The 25567-nt window shown below is 71.4% G+C and carries 17 protein-coding genes; 14 read left to right on the top strand and 3 right to left on the bottom strand.

Features of this window, described 5'->3' with window-relative positions:
* Nucleotides 1-96: 96 nt before the first annotated feature.
* The 9 genes from OG627_RS23400 (at nucleotide 97) to OG627_RS23360 (ending at nucleotide 13083) form a co-directional block, all read left to right on the top strand.
* On the top strand, nucleotides 97-2448 hold the full coding sequence (locus OG627_RS23400) for a glycoside hydrolase family 3 N-terminal domain-containing protein (RefSeq protein ID WP_329068144.1): 2352 nt from the start codon (nucleotides 97-99) through the stop codon (nucleotides 2446-2448).
* Between the two features lie 363 nt (nucleotides 2449-2811).
* Complete coding sequence (locus OG627_RS23395) at nucleotides 2812-3774, top strand: hypothetical protein (protein ID WP_329068142.1); 963 nt, start codon at nucleotides 2812-2814, stop codon at nucleotides 3772-3774.
* A 129-nt stretch (nucleotides 3775-3903) separates the two neighbouring features.
* Entirely contained in the window at nucleotides 3904-4875 is a 972-nt protein-coding gene (locus tag OG627_RS23390) for a sugar phosphate isomerase/epimerase family protein (protein WP_329068140.1), read from the top strand.
* Nucleotides 4872-8192 (top strand): PQQ-dependent sugar dehydrogenase, encoded by a 3321-nt coding sequence (locus OG627_RS23385; RefSeq protein WP_329068139.1) that lies wholly within the window; start codon nucleotides 4872-4874, stop codon nucleotides 8190-8192. The genes OG627_RS23390 and OG627_RS23385 overlap by 4 nt, the downstream gene beginning before the upstream one ends.
* Before the next feature lie 159 nt (nucleotides 8193-8351).
* Nucleotides 8352-9545, top strand: coding sequence for an ROK family transcriptional regulator (locus OG627_RS23380; RefSeq protein WP_329068137.1), 1194 nt, complete (start codon nucleotides 8352-8354; stop codon nucleotides 9543-9545).
* Between the two features lie 93 nt (nucleotides 9546-9638).
* The gene (locus OG627_RS23375; protein ID WP_329068135.1) at nucleotides 9639-10706 is read left to right on the top strand and encodes a lysylphosphatidylglycerol synthase transmembrane domain-containing protein; all 1068 of its coding nucleotides are present in this window, start codon (nucleotides 9639-9641) and stop codon (nucleotides 10704-10706) included.
* A gap of 239 nt (nucleotides 10707-10945) precedes the next feature.
* The gene (locus tag OG627_RS23370) at nucleotides 10946-11599 is read left to right on the top strand and encodes a fasciclin domain-containing protein (protein WP_329068133.1); all 654 of its coding nucleotides are present in this window, start codon (nucleotides 10946-10948) and stop codon (nucleotides 11597-11599) included.
* 172 nt (nucleotides 11600-11771) lie between these two features.
* Nucleotides 11772-11942, top strand: a complete 171-nt coding sequence (locus OG627_RS23365; protein ID WP_329068131.1) for a hydrophobic protein — start codon at nucleotides 11772-11774, stop codon at nucleotides 11940-11942.
* 358 nt (nucleotides 11943-12300) lie between these two features.
* Entirely contained in the window at nucleotides 12301-13083 is a 783-nt protein-coding gene (locus OG627_RS23360; RefSeq protein WP_329068129.1) for a helix-turn-helix transcriptional regulator, read from the top strand.
* A 13-nt stretch (nucleotides 13084-13096) separates the two neighbouring features.
* On the opposite strand, the gene OG627_RS23355 is transcribed toward OG627_RS23360, so the two are convergent.
* The 3 genes from OG627_RS23355 to OG627_RS23345 all read right to left on the bottom strand — a co-directional run bounded on the left by OG627_RS23355 (nucleotide 13097) and on the right by OG627_RS23345 (nucleotide 18056).
* Nucleotides 13097-13954 carry an ABC transporter permease gene (locus tag OG627_RS23355; RefSeq protein WP_329068128.1) on the bottom strand — a complete coding sequence of 286 codons (858 nt, stop codon included), beginning with the start codon at nucleotides 13952-13954 and terminating at the stop codon, nucleotides 13097-13099.
* Nucleotides 13951-16590 carry an alpha/beta fold hydrolase gene (locus tag OG627_RS23350; protein WP_329068126.1) on the bottom strand — a complete coding sequence of 880 codons (2640 nt, stop codon included), beginning with the start codon at nucleotides 16588-16590 and terminating at the stop codon, nucleotides 13951-13953. The genes OG627_RS23355 and OG627_RS23350 overlap by 4 nt, the downstream gene beginning before the upstream one ends.
* 230 nt (nucleotides 16591-16820) lie before the next feature.
* Nucleotides 16821-18056, bottom strand: coding sequence for an ROK family transcriptional regulator (locus OG627_RS23345; protein ID WP_329068123.1), 1236 nt, complete (start codon nucleotides 18054-18056; stop codon nucleotides 16821-16823).
* Between the two features lie 290 nt (nucleotides 18057-18346).
* Here OG627_RS23345 and OG627_RS23340 point away from each other — a divergent pair, with 290 nt between their 5' ends.
* From OG627_RS23340 to OG627_RS23320, 5 genes are all read left to right on the top strand, one after another.
* A complete protein-coding gene (locus OG627_RS23340; protein ID WP_329068121.1) occupies nucleotides 18347-19720 on the top strand; it encodes an extracellular solute-binding protein in 1374 nt (457 codons plus the stop codon).
* A gap of 20 nt (nucleotides 19721-19740) precedes the next feature.
* Nucleotides 19741-20709 (top strand): carbohydrate ABC transporter permease, encoded by a 969-nt coding sequence (locus tag OG627_RS23335; protein WP_443073647.1) that lies wholly within the window; start codon nucleotides 19741-19743, stop codon nucleotides 20707-20709.
* On the top strand, nucleotides 20709-21611 hold the full coding sequence (locus OG627_RS23330) for a carbohydrate ABC transporter permease (protein WP_329068119.1): 903 nt from the start codon (nucleotides 20709-20711) through the stop codon (nucleotides 21609-21611). The genes OG627_RS23335 and OG627_RS23330 overlap by 1 nt, the downstream gene beginning before the upstream one ends.
* A gap of 96 nt (nucleotides 21612-21707) precedes the next feature.
* Entirely contained in the window at nucleotides 21708-24782 is a 3075-nt protein-coding gene (locus OG627_RS23325; protein ID WP_329068117.1) for an alpha-mannosidase, read from the top strand.
* Between the two features lie 224 nt (nucleotides 24783-25006).
* Nucleotides 25007-25540, top strand: a complete 534-nt coding sequence (locus OG627_RS23320) for a GNAT family N-acetyltransferase (RefSeq protein ID WP_329068116.1) — start codon at nucleotides 25007-25009, stop codon at nucleotides 25538-25540.
* Nucleotides 25541-25567: the final 27 nt, after the last annotated feature.

Here is a 25567-nt window from a genome sequence, read left to right as displayed (position 1 = left end):
GACCCGCCGTGACCCGCCGTGACCCCGCCGTGGCCTGCCCCGGTCCGTCCTCGGTGCCCTGCCCCGACCACCGTTCCGTCGAGGGGATCCCTTCCCATGTCCCAGCCCCAGCCCCAGCCCCAGCCCCGGTACCGGGACCCGGCCGCGCCCGTCGCCGACCGGGTGCGCGATCTGCTCTCCCGGATGACGCTCACTGAGAAGGTGGGCCAGGTCAACCAGCGCATGTACGGCTGGGAGGCGTACGAGCGCACGCCCTCCGGCCACCGCCTCACCGAGGCGTTCCGCGCCGAGGTCGCCGCGTACGACGGCATGGGCGCGCTCTACGGGCTCCAGCGGGCCGACCCGTGGTCGGGGGTGACGTGCGGGACGGGTATCGGCGCGGCCGACGGCGCCCGGGTGTCCGACGCGGTGCAGCGGCACGTCGTGGAGCACACCCGGCTCGGCATCCCGGTCCTGATGGTGGAGGAGATGCCGCACGGCCACCAGGCGCTGGACTCCACGGTGCTGCCGGTGAACCTGGCGGTGGGCGCGACCTGGGACCCGGGGCTGTACGAGGAGGCGGCGGCGCTCGCGGCGGCCCAGCTGCGGGCGCGCGGCGGCCATGTGGCGCTGGTGTCCGCGCTGGATCTCGTCCGGGACCCGCGCTGGGGGCGGGCGGAGGAGTGCTTCGGCGAGGATCCGTATCTGGCGGCCCGGTTCACCGAGGCGCTGGTGCGCGGTGCGCAGGGGCCCGGGGACGGGCGCGGGCGCGGGCCCGTGTCGTACGGCGCGGACCGGGCGGCGGTGGTCCTGAAGCACTTCGCGGGCCAGGGCGCCACGGTGGGCGGCCGCAACAGCGCGGCCACCGAACTCGGCCTCCGCGAGCTGCACGAGATCCACCTCCCGGCCGCGCTGGCGGGGGTGCGGGCCGGGGCGGCGGGCGTCATGGCGGCGTACAACGAGTTCGACGGCGTGCCGTGCGCGGCCAATCGTGAGCTGCTGACCGGACTCCTGCGTGAGCGCTGGGGTTTCACCGGTCTGGTGATGGCGGACGGTCAGGCGCTCGACCGGCTGACCCGGCTCGCCGGGGATCCGGTGGCGGCGGGGGCGCTCGCCCTGGAGGCGGGGACGGATCTGAGCCTGTGGGACGACAGCTTTCCCCGGCTGGCCGAGGCCGTGCGGCGCGGGCTGGTGCGCGAGAGCGTGCTGGACGCGGCGGTCGGCCGGGTGCTCGCGCTCAAGTTCCGGCTCGGCCTGTTCGAGCGGCCGTACACCGGCGAGCGGGAAAGTCCGTCCGGGCTGGTGGAGTTGAGTGTGCGGATCGCCCGGGAGTCGGTGGTGCTGCTGCGGCACGACGGGGCCACGCTGCCCCTGACGGAGCGCGCCCGCAAGGTCGCCGTCATCGGCCCGAACGCCGATTCCGTGCCGCAGCAGATCGGCGACTACACCGCGCCCCAGCCCCCGGGGAGCGGGGTCACCGTGCTGGACGGGATCAGGGCGGCGGCGCCGGAGGACGGCGAGGTCGCGTACGCGCGCGGCTGCGAACTCGTCGGCGGTGACCCGTCCGGCATCCCGGCGGCGGTCGCGCTGGCCGCCGCCTCCGATGTGGCGGTGCTGGTGCTGGGCGGGTCGAGCGCGCGGGAGTCCGGTACCCGCTTCGACTCCAACGGCGCTGCGGTCGTCAGCTCCGCCCGTCCGGCGGACATGACCTGCGGGGAGGGTGTCGACCTCGCCGAACTACGGCTCCCCGACGGCCAGTCGGCGCTGCTGAGCGCGGTGGCGGCGACCGGGACGCCGGTCGTCGTGGTGCTGGTGCAGGGCCGCCCGCACGCCGTCGCCGAGGACCTCGCCGCGCGGGCGGGGGCCGTGCTCAGCGCCTGGTATCCGGGGCCCTGGGGCGGGCGCGCGGTCGGCGAGGTGCTCTTCGGCGCCGCCGAACCCGTGGGGCGGCTGCCCGTCTCCGTACCGCGCTCGGCGGCGCAGCTGCCCGTGTTCTACAACGGGAAGGACCACGGCTACCGGGGGTACGCCGACCAGCCGGCCACCGCGCGGCACGCGTTCGGCCACGGGCTGTCCTACACGACGGTCGAGTACGGCGCGCCCCGGCTCTCCCGGTCGTCGGTCGCCGTCTCGGCGTCGGGCGGGATCCCGGAGCTGACCTGCGTGGTGGAGGTCGCCAACACCGGGGCGCGGCCGGTGCGCGAGATGGTGCAGCTGTACGTGCGCCGTGTCCTGGGCGGCTCGTCGTGGCCGCGCGTGCGCGAGCTGCGCGGGTTCGACCGGATCGACCTGGCGCCGGGTGAGCGCGCCGAGGTGTCCTTCACCGTCGGTACGCGGACCCTGGCGTCGGTCACGCGCTCCCTGGAACGGGCCGTGGAACCGGGGACGTTCGAGATCGGGACGGGCCCCTCGTCGGACCGGACGCTCGGGGTGCGGCTGACGGTGGATCCGGAGCCGGGACGGGCCTGACGGGCGGTCTGACGGGCGGCCGGTCCGGCGGTCTGACGGGCGGCCGGTCCGGGGGCCGGTCGGGCCCGTACGCCCGTCCCGCTCTTTTGAGTCGCACGACACATCTTTTGACGGTTCATAAGAAAGTTTACGAGATTCGCACCGAACCTATGGACAGTCCCCATGGGGCGCCCTAGTGTCTCGGCCCATCGGGCAAGTGTTTCGTCGCGGTAACACCACGACCGCCCGGCGGCATCCGTACACCCACCTCTTTGTACGTCTCCCCCCACGGCCGGGCCTCGCGCCCGTGCCAGGCGTTGCGCGTCTACCGGAGTCCCGCCCGCGTGATCCGCGCGGTCGCGGTCGCAGCTGAAGGGAAGCGATATGAAGATCCGTACGTTCATCGCCACCACGTCACTGGCGTCGCTGGTTGTCTCGGGCGGGCTGGTGGCCCTCGCCGGCTCCGCACAGGCCGCGCTCACCACCACCTGCGTGGGTGACGGCGGGGCCGTCACCGTCAACACCGACCTGGTGGTTCCGGCCGGTAAGTCGTGCACCCTGACCGGCACCAAGGTCAAGGGCACCGTGACGGTGGAGGCGGGGGCCGATCTCGTGGCCGCCGGTGCCACGTTCAGCGGGGCGGTCGAGGTGGGCGCCGACGCGTATCTGGACCTCACCGACACCACCGTCAAGGGCGCCCTCAACGCCCGGTCCGCCTTCGGTACGCACCTGGAGGAGACCACCGTCAAGGGCGGGATCAGCGCTCAGCGGGGCTTCGTGTACGCGGTCGACTCGACGCTCGCCGGGGCCGTCAAGGGCGAGTCGGGCGAGCTGTACGTCTCCGGCAGCACCCTCTCCGGCTCCCTCACCGGCGAGAATAACCAGTACACCGACGTGTACGACTCCACCGTCAAGGGCGCCCTCACCGTCAGCGGGAACACCCTCGGCGGCATCCTGTGCGCCAGCGAGGTGTACGGCGACACCGTGTACAAGGCCAACAAGGACACGCTCCAGCTCGGCGGCGAGGGGCTGCTCGGCTCCTGCCGCGGCGCCAGCTATCTGGGCGGCGATCTCGCGGTCACCGGCAACACCGCGAACGCCGTGCTGGACAACACGATCGTCCGGGGCGGGCTCACCGCCACCGGCAACACCCCGGTCCTCAAGGTCGGCGACCTGGCGCGGGTGCGTGGCACCACGACCGGGGAGACGGCGGCGGCCGGGGCCTCGTCCGCCCGCAGCGCCAGGGCCGCCGTCCAGGACCGCGGGAGCGAGCTGGCCGCGAAGGCCGAGGAGCGCGCGGCCGAGGCACGGGCGGACGCCAGCGCCGCCGGCAAGTCCCGCCTGTAGGGCGGCCGTTCCGCAGTCCGGCCCGCACGCCCCCAGCGCCCTGAAGTCATGGAGTCCCGCACTCCCCCGGGCCCTTCGACGGGCCCTCTCCCCCGCACCTCTTCACACCTCATTCCTCAAGGAGTGACCGTGGGTCCTTCGCACAAGTCCTTCGACCGCAGGGACTTCCTGCGGGCCACCGCAGGCACCACCGTGGCGCTCGCCGCCGCCTCGGTCACCGGTGTCGCGGCGGCCACCTCCGCCGCCGCCGCGACCGGCGCGCTGTCCATCCCCAAGGACCGCATCGGCATCCAGCTCTACAGCATCCGCGACAAGGTCAGCGCGCTGGGCTTCGCCGTCGTGCTGACAGAGCTGGCGCGGATCGGCTACCGCGAGATCGAGTTCGCCGGATACACCCAGAACACCTCCATCCTGGGCCGGCAGATCACCCTCCCGGAGATCCGGCGGATCCTCGACGACAACGGGCTCAGCGCGGTGGGCAGCCATGTCGGGATCGGCAATCTGCGCTCCAACCTCCAGGGCGAGCTGGACGCCGCCCAGATCCTCGGCATGCCGCACATCGGTACGGCCAACGCCCCCTCCAACAGCAATACGGTGGCGGGCTATCTCGCCGCCGCCGAGGAGTTCAACACCTGGGGCGCGGCGGCCACCGCCCGCGGCCTCAAGCTCTACCAGCACAACCACGCGGGCGAGTTCGCCTTCGCCACCGACCAGCCGTCCGTGCGGCTGTACGACGTGTTCCTCAAGAACACCGATCCGCGCCACGTGTACCTGGAGCTGGACATCTACTGGGCGTACGTCGGCCAGTACCGCTACCCCGGCTTCGATCCGGCCGCCTACGTCCGTAACCAGCCCTACCGCTACCCGCTGTTCCACATGAAGGACGGCGACACCAACCCGTCCAACGCCAACGGCTACGACATCGTGGAGTTCGGCGCGGGCGACCTGCCGTACGAGAGGTTCATCCGCGACATCGGACCCCGCGCCGCCCACCTCGGCATCTGGGAGCAGGACACGGCGCCCGGCACCCTGCCCGATCCGCCCGGCTCGCTGGGCGCGGCGCAGCGCAGCTACACGGCGCTGAAGGGGCTGCTCGGATGAGGAGACGCAGCCCGGTACGCCGCACCCTGAGACGGCTGATCACCGGAGCCCTCCTGCTGGCGCTGCCCGCGCTGGGCGGAGTGGTCGCCGTCGCGCCCGCCGCGCAGGCCCACGAGGGCCATGAACACGCCCTGGACTGGGCCAATTACGAGAAGGTCACCCTCACCAAGGACACCGGCGAGCCCATCGACCTCGCCGTCCTGCCCGACAGCCGGGTCCTGCACACGGCCCGCAACGGCGATCTGCGGCTGACCGACCCCGGCAGTGGTGTGACGAAGATCGTCAACCACGTCAACGTGTACCAGAACTCCGAGATGGGCCTCCAGACCGTCACCCTGGACCCGGACTTCGCCACCAACAAGTGGGTCTACCTCTACTACTCGCCGCCGCTGAACACCCCGGCCGGCTCGGCTCCGCTCCAGCTGCCCGCCGGGCAGGACGACTCGTACTGGGAGCGCTGGGAGGGGCACGAGAGCCTCACCCGCTTCAAGTGGACGGGCGACGAACTCGACCTGTCCACCGCCCAGGAGATCATCCGGATCCCCTCCAACCGCGGCCAGTGCTGCCATGTCGCCGGTGACGTGGACTTCGACGCTGACGGCAATCTCTACTTGTCGACGGGCGGCAACACCCCGGCGTCCGGGCCCAACGTCAACGGCTACACCCCGATCAACGACGCGCCGACCTACAACCCGGGGCTGGACGAGCGCCGGGGCGCCGGCAACACCAACGACCTGCGCGGCAAGATCCTGCGCATCAAGGTCGGCGAGGACGGGAGCTACTCGGTCCCGGAGGGGAACCTCTTCGCGCCGGGTACCGCCAAGACCCGGCCCGAGATCTTCGTGATGGGTCTGCGCAACCCCTTCCGGATGACGGTCGACCGGGAGACCGGCGCCGTGATGTGGGGCGACTACGGGCCGGACGCCGGTACGGCGGATCCGGACCGGGGGCCGATGGGGTACGTCGAGTGGCAGACCACGACCAAGCCCATGAACAGCGGCTGGCCGTTCTGCGCGGGCGACAACTCGCATCCGTACCGTGACTTCGACTTCGCGACGCTCACCCCGGGTCCGGCCTTCGACTGCGCCGCGCCGGTCAACGACTCGCGCTGGAACACCGGGCTCTCCGAGCTGCCGCCGTCCGTACCGGCGACGCTCTGGTACGGCGACCGCGACACCGACCAGCCCTGGCCCGAGCTGACCGCCTTCCGCGGTCCGGGCGGGCCCGGCGGACAGGCGCCGATGGCGGGTCCCGTCTACCACTACGACGCGGACAATCCCGCTCCGGGCAAGTTCCCCGCCTACTGGGACGGCAAGGCGTTCTTCGGCGAGTTCTCCCAGGACTACGTGGCCGCCTTCACCCTGGCGGGCCCGGACGGTCCGGTGACCAAGCTGGAGAACGTGCTGCCCAACAGCGAGCGGTCCGAGAACGGCATCCCGCCCTGGGACAACCCGATGGACCTGGAGTTCGGCCCGGACGGCGCGCTGTACGTGCTGGACTACGGCGACGGCTTCTTCCGGCAGAACCCCGACGCCGGCCTCTACCGGATCGACTACGCGGAGGGCAACAAGGCGCCCACCGCCGTGATCAAGGCCGATCCGACCTCCGGGCAGGCCCCGCTGACGGTCTCCTTCGACGCCACCGCGTCCACCGATCCGGAGGGCGGCGAACTCACCTATCAGTGGGATCTCGACGGGGACGGCGTCTTCGACGCCACCGGTCCGCGTGCCACCCGCACCTATCCGGACAACGGCCAGTTCCAGGCCCGGCTGAAGGTCACCGACCCGCAGGGCAAGACCGGGCTGACCAGCCGCCAGATCACGGTCGGCAACACCGCGCCGACCGTGGCGATCACCTCGCCGCCCGACGGTGGCTTCTTCAACTGGGGCGACGCCGTACCGTACGGGGTCGACATCGAGGACGCCGAGGACGGCAAGGACGTCGACTGCGCCAAGGTCGCCTGGACCTTCGGCCTGGGCCACAACCAGCACGGCCACCCGGTCAACAGCGGCACCGGCTGCACGGGCGCGGTCGTGACCCCGACCGACGCGGGGCACGGGGACACCGAGAACGTCTTCGGCGTCCTCGGCATCGCCTACACCGACAAGGGCGCGGGCGGCGTGCCGCCGGCCACCGGTGACGCGCAGGTGATCCTCAACCCGGCCCTCATGCAGGCCGAGCACTACGACTCCGAGCAGGGGGTCACGGTCACCGACGACGCCACGGCGTCCGGGCAGCGGAAGGTGACGTCCTTCGACGCCGGGGACTGGATCGCCTACGACCCGGTCTCGTTCGCGGGCATCGACGGGGTGCGGACCCGCGCGAGCGGAGCCGGGACCCTGGCGCTGCGCTGGAACGCGGCGGACGCCGAGCCCTTCGCGACCGTCTCCGTACCGGCGGGCGAGGGATGGCGATCCGTCGACACCACCTTCGACAAGGCCCCTTCGGGGACCGGCGAGCTGTTCGTCACCTCCTCGGGCGGGGTCGAGCTGGACTCCCTGACCTTCCTGGGGCCGGGAGTCGCTGACAGGACGCCGCCGAAGGTGACCGCCACGCTGAACCCGCCACGCCCCAACGGTGACAACGGCTGGTACACCAGCAATGTGACGCTCAACGTCACCGCGACCGACAACGGCACGGTCAGCAGCCGTCAGTACTCGGTCAACGGCGGTACCACCTGGCTGTCGGCCAACTCCGCCGTCAGCCTCGCCGCGGAGGGCGCCACCACCGTCCTCTACCGCGCGACCGACAGCGGCGGCAATGTCTCCGAGACCGGCAGCCTGACGGTACGGATCGACAAATCCGGTCCCGCGGTGACGGTCACCGGACTGGACGAGGACGGCGCGTACGGCGACTCGAAGCGGCCGACGCCGGTGGTCACGGCCACCGACGCGGTCTCCGGAGGCGCCACGGCGACCGCCGCCCTGGACGGCGCGGCGCTCGTCTCCGGCCAGCCCCTGGAACTGTGGCGGCTCCCGCTGGGCGGCCACGAGCTGAAGGTGACGGCGCGCGACCGGGCCGGCAACACCACGGCGAAGACGGTGCGTTTCACCACCCGTACCTCCTTCGACGACCTCGACGCGCTGCTGCCCCGGCTGCGCGCGGACGGTCTGGTGTCGGCGCAGGGCCTTCAGCGCCTGACGCTCCGGCTCGCCCAGGCACGCGAGCACGCCGAGGCCGGGCGGACCAGCCGGGCGGCGGCGGTGCTGGACTCGTTCGCCGAGTCCGCCGGTGAACCGTCGCTGGTGCCGGACCGGGCGGCGGGCGCGGCGCTCGCCCGGGACGCACGGGCCGTGAGGGGGGATCTGACCGGCTGACCTCCCCCAGGTGAAAGGGAGTTGCCGTCCCACGCGCTGGTGGTGGGGCGGCAACTCCATGACCGCCGAACTTTTGGCGGTGACAGCGAAAGTTGCGTACGGTCGCACGGTAAGGGCCTGTTGTCGAATGGGCGTTCCGAGGATCGAGGAAGTGAGCCCATGAGCGTTCCGTACCGCGTCATGAGTCTGCTGCGCGACAACGGCCCGCTGTCCCGCGCCCAGTTGTCCGACCGGCTGGAGATACCGCGGCCGAGGTTACTGGCCGAACTGGACCGCATGGTGGCCGCAGGCAAGGTGCTGGAGGCGGGTCCTGCCGCCTCGCGCGGCGGCCGGCGCTCCACCCTCGTACAGCTGGACCCGGGGCTGCGGTTCGCCGCCGTCGACCTCGGCGCCAGTTCGCTCGACATCGAGATCACCGACGGCGGCCTGGAGCCCGTGGCCTCCTACTCGGAGGCGGCCGACATCCGCTCGGGCCCGGTGGCCGTGCTGGACCGGGTCAGCGAGATCCTCCACAAACTGGCGGCCCAGGGTCACTACACGCGGCTGGACGCCATCGGCATCGGCCTTCCCGGTCCGGTCAGCTTCCGCGACGGCGTGCCCGTCTCCCCGCCGATCATGGTGGGGTGGAACCGCTACCCGGTACGCGACACCCTCGCCAGGGAACACGGCTGCCCGGTGGTCGTCGACAACGACGTCAACGTGATGGCCCTCGGGGAGCGGCACAGCGGGATCGCCAGGACCGTCGACCATCTGCTCTTCGTCAAGATCGGCAGCGGGATCGGCTCGGGCATGCAGCACCACGGCCGTATCTACCGGGGCGCGGAAGGCTGCGCCGGCGACATCGGCCACATACAGATCGAGGCCGACGGCCCCGTCTGCACCTGTGGCAACACCGGCTGTCTGGAGGCTTACTTCGGCGGGGTCGCGCTGGCCAGGGACGCGACCGCCGCCGCGCGCTCCGGGGAGTCGCCCGCGCTGGCCGAGCGGCTGGCCGAACGAGGGGCGCTGACCGCCGTGGACGTCGCGGAGTGCGCCACGGCCGGGGACACCGCCTCCGTCACCCTGATCCGCCGGGGCGGCCACCGGGTCGGACAGGTCCTCGCCACGCTGGTCAGCTTCATGAATCCGTCGATGATCGTGATCGGCGGCGGGCTGGCCGGGCTGGGCTATGTCCTCCTCTCCGAGATCCGCAGCGTCGTCTACAAGCGGTCACTGCCGCTGGCCACCGGCAACCTCCCGATCGTCATGTCCGAACTCGGCCCCCGCGCGGGCGTGGTCGGAGCGGCGCTGCTGGCCAGCGAGCTGAGCTACGGCGGGCAGTCGGTCGCGTCGGGCGCGCCGGGTCACGGCTGACCGCCCGAGCGGCTGAACTCCTCAACTCCTGAGTGCCTGAACGGCTGAGTGCTGAGCGGGTCCGGCGCGCGTGCCGGTCGTATCGTCGGAGGGGTGGTGGGTCGCCCCGGGGGACACGAGGGGGACCTCACGCGCGCGCCGGTGCGGGCGGCGGTACGCCCCTGGTGGTGGGTGGTCGCTGCCGTACTCGTGGCGCTCGCCGTGGCCGTCGCCGTCACCCGGCGTCACGAGCTGGTGTCCGCCGTCCGGCTGATCGGCGAGGTCCGTCCGTACCGCCTGCTGGTGGCCGCCGTCTGCGAGGCGGCCTCCCTGCTCTGTCTCGCGGCGCTCCAGCGGTGGCTGCTGCGCGCCGGAGGCGCCCGGGTACGGCTGCGCGCCATGGCCGCTCTCGTGCTGGCGGGCAACGCCATCGCGGGCGCGCTGCCCGGCGGGGCCGCGTTCGCCGCCGCGTGGGTCTTCCGGCGGCTGCGCCGCAGGGGCGTGGAGCAGGTGCTCGCGGGCGCGGTGCTCGCGGTCGCGGGGACGCTGTCGGCGCTGAGCCTCTTCGTCCTGCTGGTGGCCGGGGTGCTGGTGGCCGGTTCCTCGGGTCCCGCGTCGGGGCTGCGGGGCGCGGTCGTCGCCCTGGCGGTGGCCGCGCTGGTGGTGGCGGGCGTGGCGGTGGGCCTGTCGCGTTTCCCCCGGGTGCGCCGCCGGGCCTGGCGCGGCTGGCGGCGGCTGGGGCTGCGCTCGCGGCGGCTCTGGGACGTCGAGCAGGCGCTGTCCCGGCTGGGCCGCCATGTCCGGGCCACCCGGCCGGGTCCGCGCCCCTGGCTGCGGCCGGCCGCGCTGGCGGTACTCAACTGGGGTTTCGACCTGGCGTGCCTGGTCACGTGCGTGTGGAGTCTGGGGATCGGCGTCCCCTGGCACGGGATCCTCGCGGCCTACGCGCTGACGCAGTTCGCGGGGAGTCTGCGGCTGACGCCCGGCGGACTCGGCGTGGTCGAGACGAGCCTCACGGCCCTGCTGGTGGTGTACGGGCTGAGCACGGAGCAGGCGATCGCCGTCACGCTCCTGTACCGGGTGGTGAGTTACTGGGCGCTCCAGCCGGTCGGCTGGGCGTGCGGGCTGGGGCTGACGCTGGCCGACCGGCGCGGCACGCCGGACAGCGATCACGCCGCATAGTGGTCACGCCGGACAGCGGTCAAATCCTCCCAAGATGCTCAAAACGCCAAGCTATGGCTACTCTTTAGTCGGTGGCTCGATCAGACAACAGGATCGCGATCGTCGCACGCGACAGGCCGGACCGGTGAGCACTCCCCCTCCGGCGCCTCCGGGCCGCCGCTCGACCGGCCCACCCGGCCGCCGTCGACGCCTCCGGGCCCGAGCCGAGGCCCTCCTCCCACAGGAAGAGGAATCGAAACATGAAGCCCAACCGCATCCGCACCACCCTCGTCGCCGCAGCCGTGGCGGCAGCGCTCCCGGTCACCCTGGGGGCCATGGCACCCCAGGCGCTCGCGGCCACGCCGACACCCAGCACGCCGCCCAGCGCCGCCGCCAGCACCTCACCGTCCCCCTCGCCGTCCACCAGCGGGTCGACGGCGCCCGCGCCGTTCGGCCCCGACTGCTCCTCGGTACCGAAGACGGGCAGCGGAAGCCTGAAGGACATGGCGAAGGAGAAGGTGGCCACCGCCGCTTCGCACAACCCGCAACTCGCCACGCTGGTCACCGCCCTGAAGAAGGCCGGACTGACCGACACGCTCGACACGTCCAAGAACATCACCGTGTTCGCACCGACCAACGCGGCGTTCGAGAAGGTACCGAAGGACCAGCTCGCCAAGTTGCTGGCCGACAAGGCCGAGCTGGCCAAGGTCCTGAAGTACCACGTCGTGGACAAGACGGTCACCCCCAACGAGCTGCCGAAGGGGACCTTCAAGACCCTGGAGGGCACCGACCTCACCACCTCGGGCTCCGGCACGACGTTCAAGGTGAACGACACCGCGAACATCACCTGCGGCGACATCAGGACGTCCAACGCCACGGTGTATCTGGTCGACTCGGTACTGATGCCGAAGTAGCCCAGGCCAGGCCCACACCGGACCGGCCCGTCGCCGCCCGCACCGGAATAACTTCCGGCGCGGGCGGCGACTCGTTCCCCGGAAGCGCCCGGAAAAACAGATTGAGACTTATTCGATTTCCGCGCATGGCCCCCATCGCCGGGGGCACACGGCTGCTCGGAGGTTGATAAGAATGGTTCCCCTGATAGTTGTTCTTCTGCTCGCCCTGCTCCTCTTCGGTGTCGGTTTCGCCGTCAAGGCGCTCTGGTGGATCGCCGTGATCGTGCTGGTCATCTGGCTGCTGGGCTTCGTACTGCGCCCCGCCGCCAGTGGCGGAAAGCGTGGCCGGTGGTACCGGTGGTAGAGAGAGCCGGCGAAAAGAGGCGCTGAACAGCGCGCATATCGTAGATGCGATGAGGGCCCGAACGAACATCGTCCGGGCCCTCATCGCGTATCCGATTGGATAAGCATGTCCCGATGCGGATAATTTCCCTGTGGCAAAGGTCTCCCGGCATCCCCCGGACTCACGGCGAACCCGCCACAGCACGCGGCCGACGCGCGCCACCCCCGTGCACACCGGCCCCGCACAGGTCCCGGGGCGCGGAGCCACCGTCACCCTGAACTGCACTTGTCACGGTGAGCGATGGTGTGCGTACATGGAGTGGCGTACGACTCCGAGGGGATGGCGGGGGTGGTCAGCCGTGGGGGAAGTGTCAGGTTCCTTGCTCAACAGGTCGGCGCTGTCGGTGAGCGCGACGCGGGAGGACGTGGTGGACGCGCCGCATCCGCCGGGCCGGCCCATCCGGGGCGTACGGGAGGTGACGGCGGCCCTGACCGCGCTGGTGCGCTCCGCCCGCAGGGAGATGCTGATCTTCGACGATCCGGGCAGCTGCCCGGGGCAGTGTGTGCCGGAGGAGTTCGCCGAGTTCGCGGGCGCGTGCGTGCGGGCGGCCGGTGACCACGTATGGCTCGACAGCGGGCCCGGCACGGCGGCCGGCTCGACAGCGGGCAGGGGCCGGCGGCGCCGCTCCCCCTCGATCGGCGTGCGCAGGATCGTGCCCCGGCACGCGCTGGCCGCGCTCCCGCACTCCGTTCCCCGTCAACTCCCCGGCCGGGCACGGCAGACCGAGTCCATCCCGTTCAAGATGATCCTGGTGGACCGCTGCGTCGCCGCGGTTCCCCTCGATCTCCAACTGCACTACCACGGCCTGTTGTTGATCCGCGATCCCGTGGTCGTGCGGGCTCTGGCGCGCACCCATGAGACCTGGTGGGAGACGGGCGAGGAGCTGCCCACGGCCGGGACCCGCACCCCGGGCGGCCTGTCGGCGCGATTACGGCCCGTGCTGGAAGCCATGGTGGCCGGGCTCACCGACGAGACCGCGGCGACGCGGCTGGGCCTGTCGAGCCGTACGTACAGCCGCCGGGTGGGCGAGGTGCTCACGGCCCTCGGCACGACGAGCCGCTTCCGCGCGGGTGCGGAAGCGGCTCGTCGGGGCTGGATCTGAGCCGGAATACGGCCTACGACACGATGTCCTTGCGGGAGAACCCCCGGAAGGCCAGGGCGAACAGCACCACGGCGTACGTCACCGAGATGGCCGTGCCCTTCAGCATGCCGCCCCACTCCAGCTGCGGCTGGAGGGCGTCCGCCCACGCGAACTGCCAGTGCGCGGGCAGGAAGTCCCGCCAGGAGCCGAGCGCCGTCACGGCGTCCAGGACATTGCCGATGATCGTCAGCCCGACCGCGCCGCCGACCGCGCCCAGCGGGGCGTCGGTCCTGGTCGACAGCCAGAAGGCGAGCGCGGCGGTGACCAGTTGGGAGACGAAGATGAACGCGACGACGAGCGCCAGCCTCGGCAGTGCGTCGGACGCGGCCAGGGAGCCGCCGGTCGGCAGCTCCAGCGGCCCCCACCCGTAAGCGGCGGTACCGGCCGCCAGCCCGACCAGCGGCAGCAGGAGCATCGCCGCCGCGCTCATCCCGAGCGCGACCGCCAACTTGCTCCACAGCAGCCGGTATCGGGGGACGGGAGCGGCGAGGAGATAGCGCAGCGAGGACCAGCTCGCCTCGGAGGCCACCGTGTCCCCGAAGAACAGCGCGACGGGCACCACCAGCAGAAAGCCGGCCGAGACGAACAGGCAGGTGGCCGCGAAGTTGGCGCCGGAGGCCGTGGCGGTGTCCATCAGGGTCACCCGGCCGCTCTCGGAGCCGCCCGGTGTGCCGCCGATGGCGAACGCCACGATCAGCACGAAAGGCAGCGCGGCCAGCATGATCCCCATCGCCAGCGTCCGCCTGCGCCGCAACTGCCGCAGCGCCTCGACCCGGAGCGGCAGGGTGCGCCGGGCCCGGTAGCCGGGGGCCGTTTCGATCAGCGCGCTCATGCGGAGCCTCCGGAGATCAGGGTGAGGAACGCGTCCTCCAGGCGGCGGTGGGGTCCGACCCCGGTGAGCGGGACATCCAGCCGTATCAACTCGGTGACCAGGGTGGTGGTGCTCGCGCCGTCGAGCCGTACGAGCAGCCCGGGGCCGCCGTCCGCGCGGACGGCCGAGCCGATGCCGGGCAGCGCGGCGATCTTCTCGATCACGGGCTCCGGCACCTCCTCGGCGGTGGTGACGAGCAGCGAGTCACCCGATCCGGTGATCTCCTCGACCGGTCCCGCCTGCACGAGCTGACCGCGGCGCATGACCACCAGATGCGTACAGGACTGCTCGACCTCGGAGAGGAGGTGGCTGGAGACGATGACCGTCCTGCCGCCCGCCGCGTAACGGATCATCACATCCCGCATCTCGCGGATCTGCGGCGGGTCGAGACCGTTGGTCGGCTCGTCGAGGATCAGCAGATCCGGCATGCCGAGCATCGCCTGGGCGATGGCGAGGCGCTGCCGCATCCCCTGCGAGTAGGTGCGTACGGCCCGCGCGAGCGCGTCGCCGAGCCCGGCGATCTCCAGCGCCTCCTCGATGCGGGAGTCCTCGGCGGGGCGGCCGGTGGCCTGCCAGTACAGCTCCAGGTTGGCCCGTCCCGACAGATGCGGCAGGAAGCCGGCGCCCTCCACGAACGCGCCGACCCGGGAGAGCACCGGGGCGCCCGGCCTGATGGCGTGGCCGAAGACCCTGATCTCACCGGCGTCCGGGGCGATCAGTCCCATCAGCATGCGCAGGGTGGTGGTCTTCCCGGCGCCGTTCGGACCGAGCAGCCCGAGCACCTGTCCCTTCTCCACCTGGAAGGAGAGATCACGGACCGCGTACCGGTCGGAGGACTTGGCGTACCGCTTCGTCAGACCCTCGATCCGCAGCGGCACACCGGCCAGTTCGGGGTCGGGCGCCGGCGTGCCGCCGCGGCGGCGGGCGGTGAGCAGCAGCCCGGCCGCGATCAGTACGCCGATGGCGGGCAGCCCCCACGTCCACCAGGGCAGCGCCGCGGACCCGCTGGTGAGCGCGGGCACGGTCGGTACGGTCAGCGGTCCTTCGAGGGAGACCTTGTACGTGGCGGGGTCGGCCGGTGAGGCGTAGCCGAGGTCGGTGGCGGCGAGGACGAGCCGCAGCCGGTGTCCGGGGACCAGCTGATGGTCCACGGCGGGCAGGGTCAGCTCCACGGTCCTGCCCTTTTCGGCGCCCTCGACCCTGATGGGTGCGACGAGTTGCGACGGCAGCACGTTCCGGCTGCCGTCGGGGCCGACGTCGTACACCTTGGCGAACAGCACCGCGTCGCCGCCGCTGGAGGTGACGGTGGCGCGGACGGTCGGTGTACCGGTGATGCGCAGCGACCGGTCGAGCGGCGCGGAGTCGAAGGCGGCGTTCTGTCCGGGGAAGTCGAGCGAGAGCCCGACCCCGAACGTGGACAGCTGGGAGAGTCCGCCGCCGACGCCCGGAACGGCGGAGATGGCGGGCGGGCTCGCGCCCGCCGGATTCTCGAAGGTCTTGGTGCCGCCGCTGAGCGGAACGTCGGTGGTGCCGCTCTCCAGACCCGGGTAGCTGTCGCTGCCGGCGCCCCTGATCTGGGCCCTGCCGTCGGTGGAGTCGACGCCTCCGGTCCTGGTGACCCGGAACGCCGGACCGGTGTCCGCGCTCTTGTCGTCCTTGAGATAGCGGTCGAACCAGGAGGAGACCCGGTTCAGCACCCGGCCGCCCTCCATGTCGCCGCCGTCGTGCCCGCCCGCGATCCAGTCGACGTCGACCGGTGCGCCGTTGGCGCGGATCGCCTTCTCCATGGCGTCGGCCTGGCCGAGCGGGAAGAGCGAGTCGGTCTGGCCCTGGAAGATCATCGTGGGCACGTCGATACGGTCGGCAACGGCGGACGGACTGCGCTCCTCCAGCAGGGTGCGGGCGGCCGCGTCCGGGGTGCCGGAGACGGCGACCCGCTGGTACATCGCGCACAGCGCCTTCTCGAAGGTCCCGCAGCCGCCTCCGGTGGAGAAGAAGATCCCGGCCCAGAGCTTCTTGAAGACGTCGTCGGGGAAGAGCGCGTCGGCGAGGTTCCAGTACGTGATCTGCGGGGCGATCGCGTCGACCCGCTTGTCGTACCCGGCGGCGAGCAGCGAGATGGCCCCGCCGTACGAGGCGCCCGTGATCCCGACCCGGGGGTCGCCCTTCGCGTCGAGCTGGACCTCGGGGCGCTTCGCGAGCCAGTCGATCAGCCGGGACACGTCCTTGACCTCGTGGTCCGGGTCGTTGAGCCCGATCCGGCCGGTCGACTTCCCGAAGCCGCGCGCCGACCAGGTCAGCACCGCGTACCCGTCGCGCGCGAGCTTCTCGGCCTGGTCCCGTACGTCGGCCTTGCTGCCGCCGAAGCCGTGCCCGATCAGCACGGCGGGCCGGCGCCCGCCGCCGCCGGAGGTGAAGTACGAGGTGTCGATCCGGGCACCCGGCATCGCCATCACCCGGTCCTCCCGGTGCACGGCGGGCGCGCTGTCCGACGCGACGGCGGTCCAGGTGCCTGCTCCGACCAGCACGGCGACGGCGGCCACCACGGCCGGCCATCGCGCGCGCAGCCAGGACCGGCGGGGGGTTGGGGTCTCCATCCTTGAACCCTAAACGGCCTGGGAAACGAACCGCCGTGCCTCCGGTCGGAACTCGACGGCATCCTTGAGGAGTACGGCCGGCCGACGGCATACAGCAGACGCGGTACGGCTCGGGTGGCCGGACACCCCTTGTCAGGGGGGTGACCCTGACAAGGGGGTACCCACGACAGGAGGGTGGCGCGCACCCGCACCCGTCGGTCACCGCCCCCCGTAGCGGGTGCCCGTCCCGCTCACCCGTCGATCAGCATCCGCCATCCCGGCGCGTAATTCCCGTGCAGGATCAGCGACGCGGCACCCACCGCGCCGACCGTGTCCCCGATCACGCTCCGCTCGATGGCGATGTTCCGCTTGCCATGCCCGACGGAGGTGCTGTTGACGGCCGCGTCGATCTCCTCGCACAGGATGGGTTCGATCCCGCGCAGCGCCTCCCCGCCGAGCACCACGGAACCGACGTCGAGCAGGCTGACCGCGCCCCGGGTGGCCTGGCCGAGGCGCCGGGCGGCGCGGCGTACGGCGTCGGTCGCGGCGGGGTCGCCCGCCCGTACCGCGCGCCGCAGCAGCTTCCAGTCACGGTGCAGGTCGGCCGGGTCGCCGGTGAGGCCGAGGGATACGCCGGTGCCCGCGCCCTGCCGGGCCAGCAGGTCCTCGATGATGGCGGCGGGGTTGCAGTACGGGCCGAGGCAGCCCGTACTGCCGCAGTGGCAGACCCGGTCGCCCGGTTCGACGGACATGTGGCCGAACTCCCCCGCGTTGCCGGAATCGCCGTGCAGCACGGTGTTGTTGAGGACGACTCCGGAGCCGATGCCGGTGCCCAGGTAGATGAAGAAGAAGCTGCCCGCCCGCCGTCTGCCGCCGATCCAGCGCTCACCGATGGCGGCGGCCGTGGCGTCGTTGTCCAGCGCGACCGGCATGCCGGTCGCCTTCCCGAACATCTCCAGCAGGGGCACGTACTCCCAGCCGGGCAGATTGGGCGGGGCGATCACGGCGCCCGCGCGGCCGTCGATCGGGCCGGGGGCGGCGATGCCGGTGCCGAGCAGCCGGGCGGGGTCGATCTCGGCGCGGGCGGTGAGCCGGCGGGCGGCCCGTACCGCCTGGTCGACCACCACCTCCGGGTCGCGGGGGTCGGTGAGCCGGACCCTTCTGCTGATCAGCACCTCCCCGACCAGGTCGACCACGACGACCATGGCCGAGTCGGGGTCCAGATGGATCCCGACGGCGTAGGCGCCGTCGGCGCGCGGGGACAGGAGCGTACGGCGCTTGCCTCCACTGGAGGGGGCGTGCCCGGACTCGGACACGAGACCGGCGTCGAGCAGCCTGCGGACCACATTGGAGACGGTCTGGGCGGTGAGGCCCGTGAGAGGTGCGAGTTCGACCCGGCTGACGGGCCCGCTGGTGCGGATCGCGTCGAGCACGACCGCCTGGTTGTAGTCCCCCACTCGCGGGAGGTTCGTCCCGCCCTGCGTCACGTCGTGTCGCCTCCTCTGCCCTGGCCCGCGAGGGTGGTTCGCTGGTCGGGGCGGTGGGATCCCGGCCGTCGCGCACGGCCTGTCGGCTGTGCGGCGACCGTCCGGCGATCCGGAATCGTGACCGAAGTTTACATGGCCGAAGCGTTGACTTAATCAATCCATTGGATTTAGCTGAGCGTCAGCAGGCCAGGGCAAAAACGCCCGGATAGGGGACCATATCCGCTTTGCGCGGGATGAGCTATTCCCTGCCTCTTCGGGCTTCGATCGGGTTCTTCGTCGGAGGATCTACTGTGCGTACCAGACTTCTCGCAGCCGTCAGCGTCACGGCCGCGATCGCCATCACGGCGGCAGGCTGTGGGACCGGCTCGTCCTCCGGGAGTTCGAGCAAGACGATCAAGGTCGTCTATCAGCAGCAGCTCAACAACAGCAACAAGGTCCAGGCGACCTTCCTGGCCCCCATGGTGAAGCGGTTCGAGAAGGAGAACCCGGGCACCACCGTCAAGCTGGTCCCGGTCACCGCCTCCTCCAACGACTACTACACCAAGCTCCAGCTCATGATGCGCTCGCCCTCGACCGCGCCCGATCTCGTGTACGAGGACACCGCGACGATCAACTCCGACATCGCCAGTGGCTACCTCAAGCCGCTCGACGACTACCTGGACAAGTGGTCGGACTGGTCGCAGTTCGCGGACGCGTCCAAGGCCGCCGTGAAGGCCGCCGACGGCAAGACGTACGGCGTACCGGACAACACGGACACCCGCGGCATCTGGTACAACAAGAAGATCCTCGCGAAGGCCGGGATCTCCGTCCCCTGGCAGCCCAAGACCTGGGCCGACGTCCTCGACGCGGCCAAGAAGATCAAGGCGTCCGACCCCTCGATCACCCCGTTCAACATCTACACGGGCACGGCGGGCGGCGAGCAGTCCACCATGCAGGGCTTCGAGATGCTGCTGTACGGCACGAAGGCCGGCGGTGACGCGCTGTACGACAGCGGACAGAAGAAGTGGGTCGTCGGAAGCCAGGGCTTCAAGGACTCGCTCCAGTTCATCAAGGACGTGTACGGCCAGAAGCTCGGCCCCTCCGTCGAGCAGGCGCTCGGCGCGAACATCGGCGCCGCCGTCGGCACGGAGATGATCCCGGCCGGCAAGCTCGCCATGGACATCGACGGCTCCTGGATGCCGAACAACTGGATCCGCACCGGCAGCAAACCGTGGCCCGAATGGCAGTCCACGATGGCCACCGCCGCGATGCCCACCCAGAACGGGCAGGCCCCCGGCAGGGTGAGCATGTCCGGCGGCTGGGCCTGGTCCGTCCCGTCGAAGGCGTCCAACCCCGATCTCGCCTTCAAGTTCGTCCAGTTCCTGGAGACCAAGGACGCCTCGGCCCGGTGGAACGCCGCGAACGCGACCATCGCCGTACGCAAGGACGTGGCCGACGACCCGACGTACCTGAAGGCGCTGCCGACCAACAAGTTCTTCACCTCACTGGTCGCCGACACCCACTACCGGCCCGCCCTGCCCGCCTACACCCAGGTCTCCACCGCCATCCAGAAGGCCATGGAGTCGGTGACGACCGGTCAGGCGAGCGTGGACCAGGCGGCCTCCACGTTCGACAACGATGTCAAGTCCGCGGTCGGCGCGGACAACACGGTCAAGGGTTCGTAGTGAGCGGCCCCACCACCACCCTGGACGGCGGCGGCCGGAAGCCCGGCGCCGCCGACGCCCCCGGCGATCCGGGCGGCCCCGGCCGCCGGGGCGCCGGGCGCGCAGGCCGCCGTCGCCCCGTATCCCCCGCCACCCAGGGCCTGTTGCGCGGTCTGCCGCTGCTGCCCTCCGCCGTCCTGCTGGCGGTCTTCCTGGCCGGGCCGATCGGGTACTGCGTCTACTACGCGTTCACGAACATGCAGTTGACGGGCTCGTCGGCCACCGACTTCGTCGGCTTCGACAACTTCACCCGGGCCTTCGGCGACCCCGACTTCCTCAACGCCGTATGGCTGACCTTCGTGTTCGTCATCGGCTCCGCCGTCATCGGGCAGAACACGCTCGGGCTGGCGCTCGCCGTGATGATGGAGAAGGCGTCCAAGCCGGTCAGGTCGATCGTCAGCCTGGTCGTCATCGCCGCCTGGGTGCTGCCCGAAGTCGTCGCGGGCTACCTGATGTACGCGTTCTTCTTCCAGCAGGGATCGCTCAACGCGATCCTGGACGCGCTGCACCTGCCGCAGCAGAACTGGCTCTACACCCTGCCGATCCTGGCCGCCTGCTTCGCCAACATCTGGCGCGGTACGGCGTTCTCGATGATGGTCTACTCGGCCGCCCTCAACGACGTGCCCCAGGAGCTGATCGAGGCCGCCGAGATGGACGGCGCCGGTCCCTGGCAGCGGCTGTGGCGGGTCACCCTGCCGGTCATCCGCCGCTCCATCATGACCAACCTGATGCTGATCACCCTCCAGACCCTCTCGGTCTTCGGGCTGATCTACACCATGACCAGGGGCGGCCCCGGCAACAAGAGCCAGACGCTGCCCATCTTCATGTACCAGCAGGCGTTCCAGAACAGCCTGATCGGCTACGGGACCGCCATCGCGCTGGTGCTGCTGCTGGTCGGCGCGCTCTTCTCCACCGTCTACATCCGGCTGCTGAAACTGGAGGAGGACTGATGGCCGCGACCACCACCCCCGCCACCGCCACCGCTCGAAGCGTCCCGACCGCGCCGTCCGCGCGGGGCGGCGCCCGCTCGGGACGCGCCCGCACCAGCCGGATCGGCGTCAACATCGCGCTGCTGCTGATCTCGGTGGTGTACGTCGTCCCGCTGCTCTGGATGCTGCTGGCCTCGGTCAACGCGCACGCCAGCTTCCGGCTCTCGCTGCCCGACCCGTTCACGCTCGACAACTTCGGCAAGATCCTCAACGTCGACACGACCTACCGGCCGATGCTCAACGGGCTGATCCTGTGCGGCGGCGCGACCTTCCTGACCGTGGCGCTGTCGATCCTGGCGGCCTACCCGCTCTCCCGCTACCGCTCGAAGCTGCGCAAGCCGTTCCTCTACACGATCCTGTTCTCGACCGGCCTGCCGATCACGGCGGTCATGATCCCGGTCTACAGCATGTTCGTGCAGGTCAACCTGATCGACTCGATGGCCGGCACCACGCTCTTCCTGGCCGCATCGTCGCTCCCGTTCGGCATCTGGCTGATGAAGAACTTCATGGACGGCGTGCCGATCGTGCTGGAGGAGGCCGCCAGGATCGACGGCGCGGGCTCGATGCAGGTGCTGTGGCGGGTCGTGCTGCCGCTGATGTGGCCGGGCGTCATCGTCGTCACGATCTTCACGTTCATCGGTATGTGGGGGAACTTCTTCGTCCCCTTCATCCTGCTGCTCGACCCGGAGAAGCTGCCGGCCTCGGTCAGCGTCTTCAACTTCCTCAGCGCGCACGACCAGACGCAGTACGGCCAGCTCTCGGCGTTCTCGATCATCTACTCGATCCCCGTCGTGCTGCTCTACCTGCTGCTGGCGCGCAAGCTCGGCGGCGGCTTCGCGCTGGGCGGGGCGCTGAAGGGCTGACGCCCGCGCGCTCCCTCCCCTCCGCTCTCCCCTCGGCTTCCCTCCCCTCTCCGCAGCTGCCCCCGGATTCTGACTTCCTCTTCTGGAGAACCACCCATGCACAACGACCGCGAAGTGATCGAGCAGCGGCTCGACCGCGTGCTGAACCAGCGTCTACGGCCCGCCGTCCACGCCCGTGCCGTCCCTCTTGAGGTCGAGATCTGGAACGTGCCGGGCGAGCCCGTCCCGGTCGCCGAGGGCCTGGCCGCCGAGTTCGGGCCCGCCCGGGTCGGCGACCACTGGGGCCCCGCCTGGTCGACCAGCTGGTTCAAGGTCTCGGGTACGGTCCCGGCCGAGTGGGCCGGGCTGCCCGTGGAGGCCGTACTCGACCTGGGCTTCGGCACGACGGAGCCGGGCTTCTCCACCGAGGGGCTGGTCTACCGGCCCGACGGGACACCGGTGAAGGCGCTCAACCCCCGTAACACCTGGCTGCCCGTGAGCGCGAGCGCCGAGGGCGGCGAGGAGTTCGTACGGTTCATCGAGGCCGCGGCCAACCCGGTCGTCATGCACAGCGGCCCGGGACAGCTGTCGTTCGGCCCGACACCGGTCGGCGGCCGGGCGGCCTGGCTGGGCGAGGAGCACGGCGCGACCCCGGCGGGCGAGCCGCTGTACCGGCTGCGCCGGATGGACCTCGCCGTCTTCGACGCGACGGTCTTCGAACTCGTCCAGGACCTCGATGTCCTCGGCCAGCTGATGCGTGAGCTGCCCACCGACACCCCGCGCCGCTGGCAGCTCCTCAAGGCCGTCGAGCAGGCGCTGGACGCGATCGACCTCCAGGACATCAGCGGCAGCGCCGCCGCCGCGCGCGAGGCGCTCGCCCCGGCCCTGGCCGCGCCCGCCGTCGCGAGCGCGCACCGTATCTCCGCCGTCGGCCACGCCCATATCGACACGGCCTGGCTGTGGCCGCTGCGCGAGACGGTCCGCAAGGTCGCCCGTACGGTCTCCAGCGTCACCCAGCTGATGGACGACCATCCGGAGTTCAAGTTCGTGATGTCCCAGGCCCAGCAGCTGGCCTGGCTGAAGGAACACCGCCCCGAGGTGTACGCGCGGGCCCAGGAGAAGGCGCGGACCGGCCAGTTCCTGCCCACGGGCAGCCTCTGGGTCGAGCCGGACACGAACATCACCGGCGGCGAGGCGCTGGCCCGCCAGTTCGTCCACGGAAAGCGCTTCTACCTCGACGAGTTCGGCGTCGAGACCGAGGAGATGTGGCTGCCGGACACCTTCGGCTACAACGCGGCGCTGCCGCAGCTGATGAAGCTCGCCGGGGTGAAGTGGTTCCTGACCCAGAAGATCTCCTGGAACACCACCAACAAGTTCCCGCACCACACCTTCCGCTGGGAGGGCATCGACGGCACCCGGATCTTCAGCCACTTCCCGCCCGTCGACACGTACAACAGCGATCTGTCCGGCGCCGAGGTCGCGCACAGCGTCAGGAACTTCCAGGACAAGGGCGCCACCAACCGCTCGATGATCCCGTTCGGTTACGGGGACGGCGGCGGCGGTCCCACCCGCGAGATGGTGGCCCGCGCGAACCGTCTCGGCGACCTGGAGGGCTCGGCGCGGATCGCGATCGAGAAGCCGGCGGACTTCTTCACCCAGGCGGAGGCGGACTATCCGGACGCCCCGGTGTGGGTCGGCGAGCTGTACCTGGAGTTCCACCGGGGCACGCTCACCAGCCAGTTGGCGGGCAAGCAGGGCAACCGCCGCAGCGAGCACCTGTTGCGCGAGGCGGAGCTGTGGGCGGCGACGGCGGCGGCGCGGGGCGGTTTCGACTACCCGTACGAGCGGCTGGACCGCATCTGGAAGACCGTCCTGCTGCACCAGTTCCACGACATCCTGCCGGGCACGTCGATCGCCTGGGTGCACCGCGAGGCGGAGGAGACGTACGCCGGGCTCGCCCGCGAGCTGGGCGAGGTGATCGCGGACGCGCAGCGGGCCCTGGCCGGTCCGGCGACGGGCGACGGCCAGGTGGTCTTCAACGCGGCGCCGCACGCGCGCGGCGGCGTACCGGCGCTGGGCGGTACGGTCCGCGCGGCGACGGCAGCGGCGGCCGTCACCCCCGTGGCCGACGGCACGGACCTGATCCTGGACAACGGCCTGGTACGGGTGGTGATCGACGCCCGCGGCCTGATCACCTCGGCGTACGACCTGACGGCGGGCCGCGAGGCGCTGGCCCCGGGCACGACGGCCAACCTCCTCCAGCTGCACCAGGACTTCCCGAACGAGTGGGACGCGTGGGACATCGACGCGTTCTACCGCAACTCCGTCCGCGACCTGACGGAGGCGGAGGAGGTCACGGCGACGGCGGACGGAGTGCGCGTGATCCGCGGCTTCGGCGCGTCCCGGATCTCCCAGACGCTGACGCTGCGCGAGGGCGCGCGCCGGCTCGACATCGACAACGTCATCGACTGGCACGAGAAGGAGAAGCTGCTCAAGGTCGCCTTCCCGCTGGACGTACGGGCCGCGCACTCCACGGCCGAGATCCCGTACGGCCACATCGAGCGCCCGACGCACACCAACACCAGCTGGGACGCGGCGAAGTTCGAGATCTGCGCGCACCGCTTCCTGCACGTCGGCGAGCGCGGCTGGGGCGCGGCGCTGGTCAACGACTCGACGTACGGCCACGACGTCACCCGTGACGTGCGCGCCGACGGCGGTACGACCACCACCGTCCGCCTCTCCCTCCTGCGCGCCCCGCTCTTCCCCGACCCCGACACGGACCAGGGCCGCCACCGGCTGCGCTACGGCTTCGTCATCGGCGCCGAGGTCGCGGACGCGGTACGGGAGGGCTACCACCTCAACCTCCCGGAGCGCGCGGTCCCGGGCTCGGCGGAGGTGGCCCCGCTGGTCGCGCTCGACTCGGAGGCGGTGGTGGTCGAGGCGGTCAAGCTGGCCGACGACCGCTCGGGCGACATCGTGGTCCGCCTCTACGAGTCCCACGGAGCACGCGCCACGGCGACCCTCACCCCGGGCTTCGCCCTGGCGGGCGCGCGGGTCACCGACCTGCTGGAGCGGGAGCTGCCGGACGAGACGGCGGCGGACTTCCGGCCGGGCCCGGAGGCATCGGTCCGCCTCACGCTCCGCCCGTTCCAGATCCTGACCCTGCGCCTGACGCCGGGAACACCTTCCTGACGCGCCGCACCCCTCCGAACCGCCACCGAACCGCCACCGCCCCGCCGCGCGCCGCACCGCGCGACGGGGCGGTGGCAAGGGCGGTGGCAGGGGCAATGGCAGTGCGCCTCCGCGGGCTCGGACCAGCACGCACCACCCGGCCGACGGACCGACCGGACCGACCGGACCGAACCGATCCGCCGCCGATTACCGTCGCGGCCTCCCCCTCGGCCAGGATGGGCCGCATGACCGAGATCCAGACACCCCGCCTCCTCCTCCGCCGCTGGCGCGAGGAGGACCTCGTACCCATGGCCGAGATCCACGCGGACCCGGAGGTCATGCGGTGGATCGACGACGGCTCGGTGCGCGGCCTCGACCGGACGGCGGAGGACATCGAGCGGTGGGAGGAGGAGTGGGACGAGGAGGGCTTCGGCCTCTTCGCCGTCGAACTGCTCGCCTCGGGCGAACTGGCCGGGTTCGCGGGACTCTCCGTACCCGAGTTCCTGCCGGAGGTCCTGCCGGACGTGGAGATCGGCTGGCGCCTCGGCCAACCGTTCTGGGGCCAGGGCTACGCCTCGGAGGCGGCGCACGCGGCACTGGAGTTCGCGCTCCAGGACCGGGGCCTGGAACGGGTGATCAGCATCAGCCGCCCCGGAAACGAAGCGTCCGAGAACGTGATGCGCAAGCTCGGCATGACCCTGGAACGCGACACGGTCCACCCGGTCCACGGCTTCGCCCTGCACGTCCACGCCATCGACCTGACGGAATTCGCGGCCTGAGTCACGGGGCCCGCCCGATCGGCCCGA

The organism is Streptomyces sp. NBC_01429, assembly GCF_036231945.1.
Classification (GTDB): domain Bacteria; phylum Actinomycetota; class Actinomycetes; order Streptomycetales; family Streptomycetaceae; genus Streptomyces.
Note: the sequence above shows the minus strand (reverse complement) of the source record. Positions and strands in the feature narration are given on the sequence as shown.

Coding starts and splice junctions, on each gene's coding strand:
- OG627_RS23400 (WP_329068144.1), top strand. CDS start 97: ATGTCCCAGCCCCAGCCCCAGCCCCAGCCCCGGTACCGGGACCCGGCC.
- OG627_RS23395 (WP_329068142.1), top strand. CDS start 2,812: ATGAAGATCCGTACGTTCATCGCCACCACGTCACTGGCGTCGCTGGTT.
- OG627_RS23385 (WP_329068139.1), top strand. CDS start 4,872: ATGAGGAGACGCAGCCCGGTACGCCGCACCCTGAGACGGCTGATCACC.
- OG627_RS23380 (WP_329068137.1), top strand. CDS start 8,352: ATGAGCGTTCCGTACCGCGTCATGAGTCTGCTGCGCGACAACGGCCCG.
- OG627_RS23370 (WP_329068133.1), top strand. CDS start 10,946: ATGAAGCCCAACCGCATCCGCACCACCCTCGTCGCCGCAGCCGTGGCG.
- OG627_RS23365 (WP_329068131.1), top strand. CDS start 11,772: ATGGTTCCCCTGATAGTTGTTCTTCTGCTCGCCCTGCTCCTCTTCGGT.
- OG627_RS23355 (WP_329068128.1), bottom strand. CDS start 13,954: ATGAGCGCGCTGATCGAAACGGCCCCCGGCTACCGGGCCCGGCGCACC.
- OG627_RS23350 (WP_329068126.1), bottom strand. CDS start 16,590: ATGGAGACCCCAACCCCCCGCCGGTCCTGGCTGCGCGCGCGATGGCCG.
- OG627_RS23330 (WP_329068119.1), top strand. CDS start 20,709: ATGGCCGCGACCACCACCCCCGCCACCGCCACCGCTCGAAGCGTCCCG.
- OG627_RS23325 (WP_329068117.1), top strand. CDS start 21,708: ATGCACAACGACCGCGAAGTGATCGAGCAGCGGCTCGACCGCGTGCTG.
- OG627_RS23320 (WP_329068116.1), top strand. CDS start 25,007: ATGACCGAGATCCAGACACCCCGCCTCCTCCTCCGCCGCTGGCGCGAG.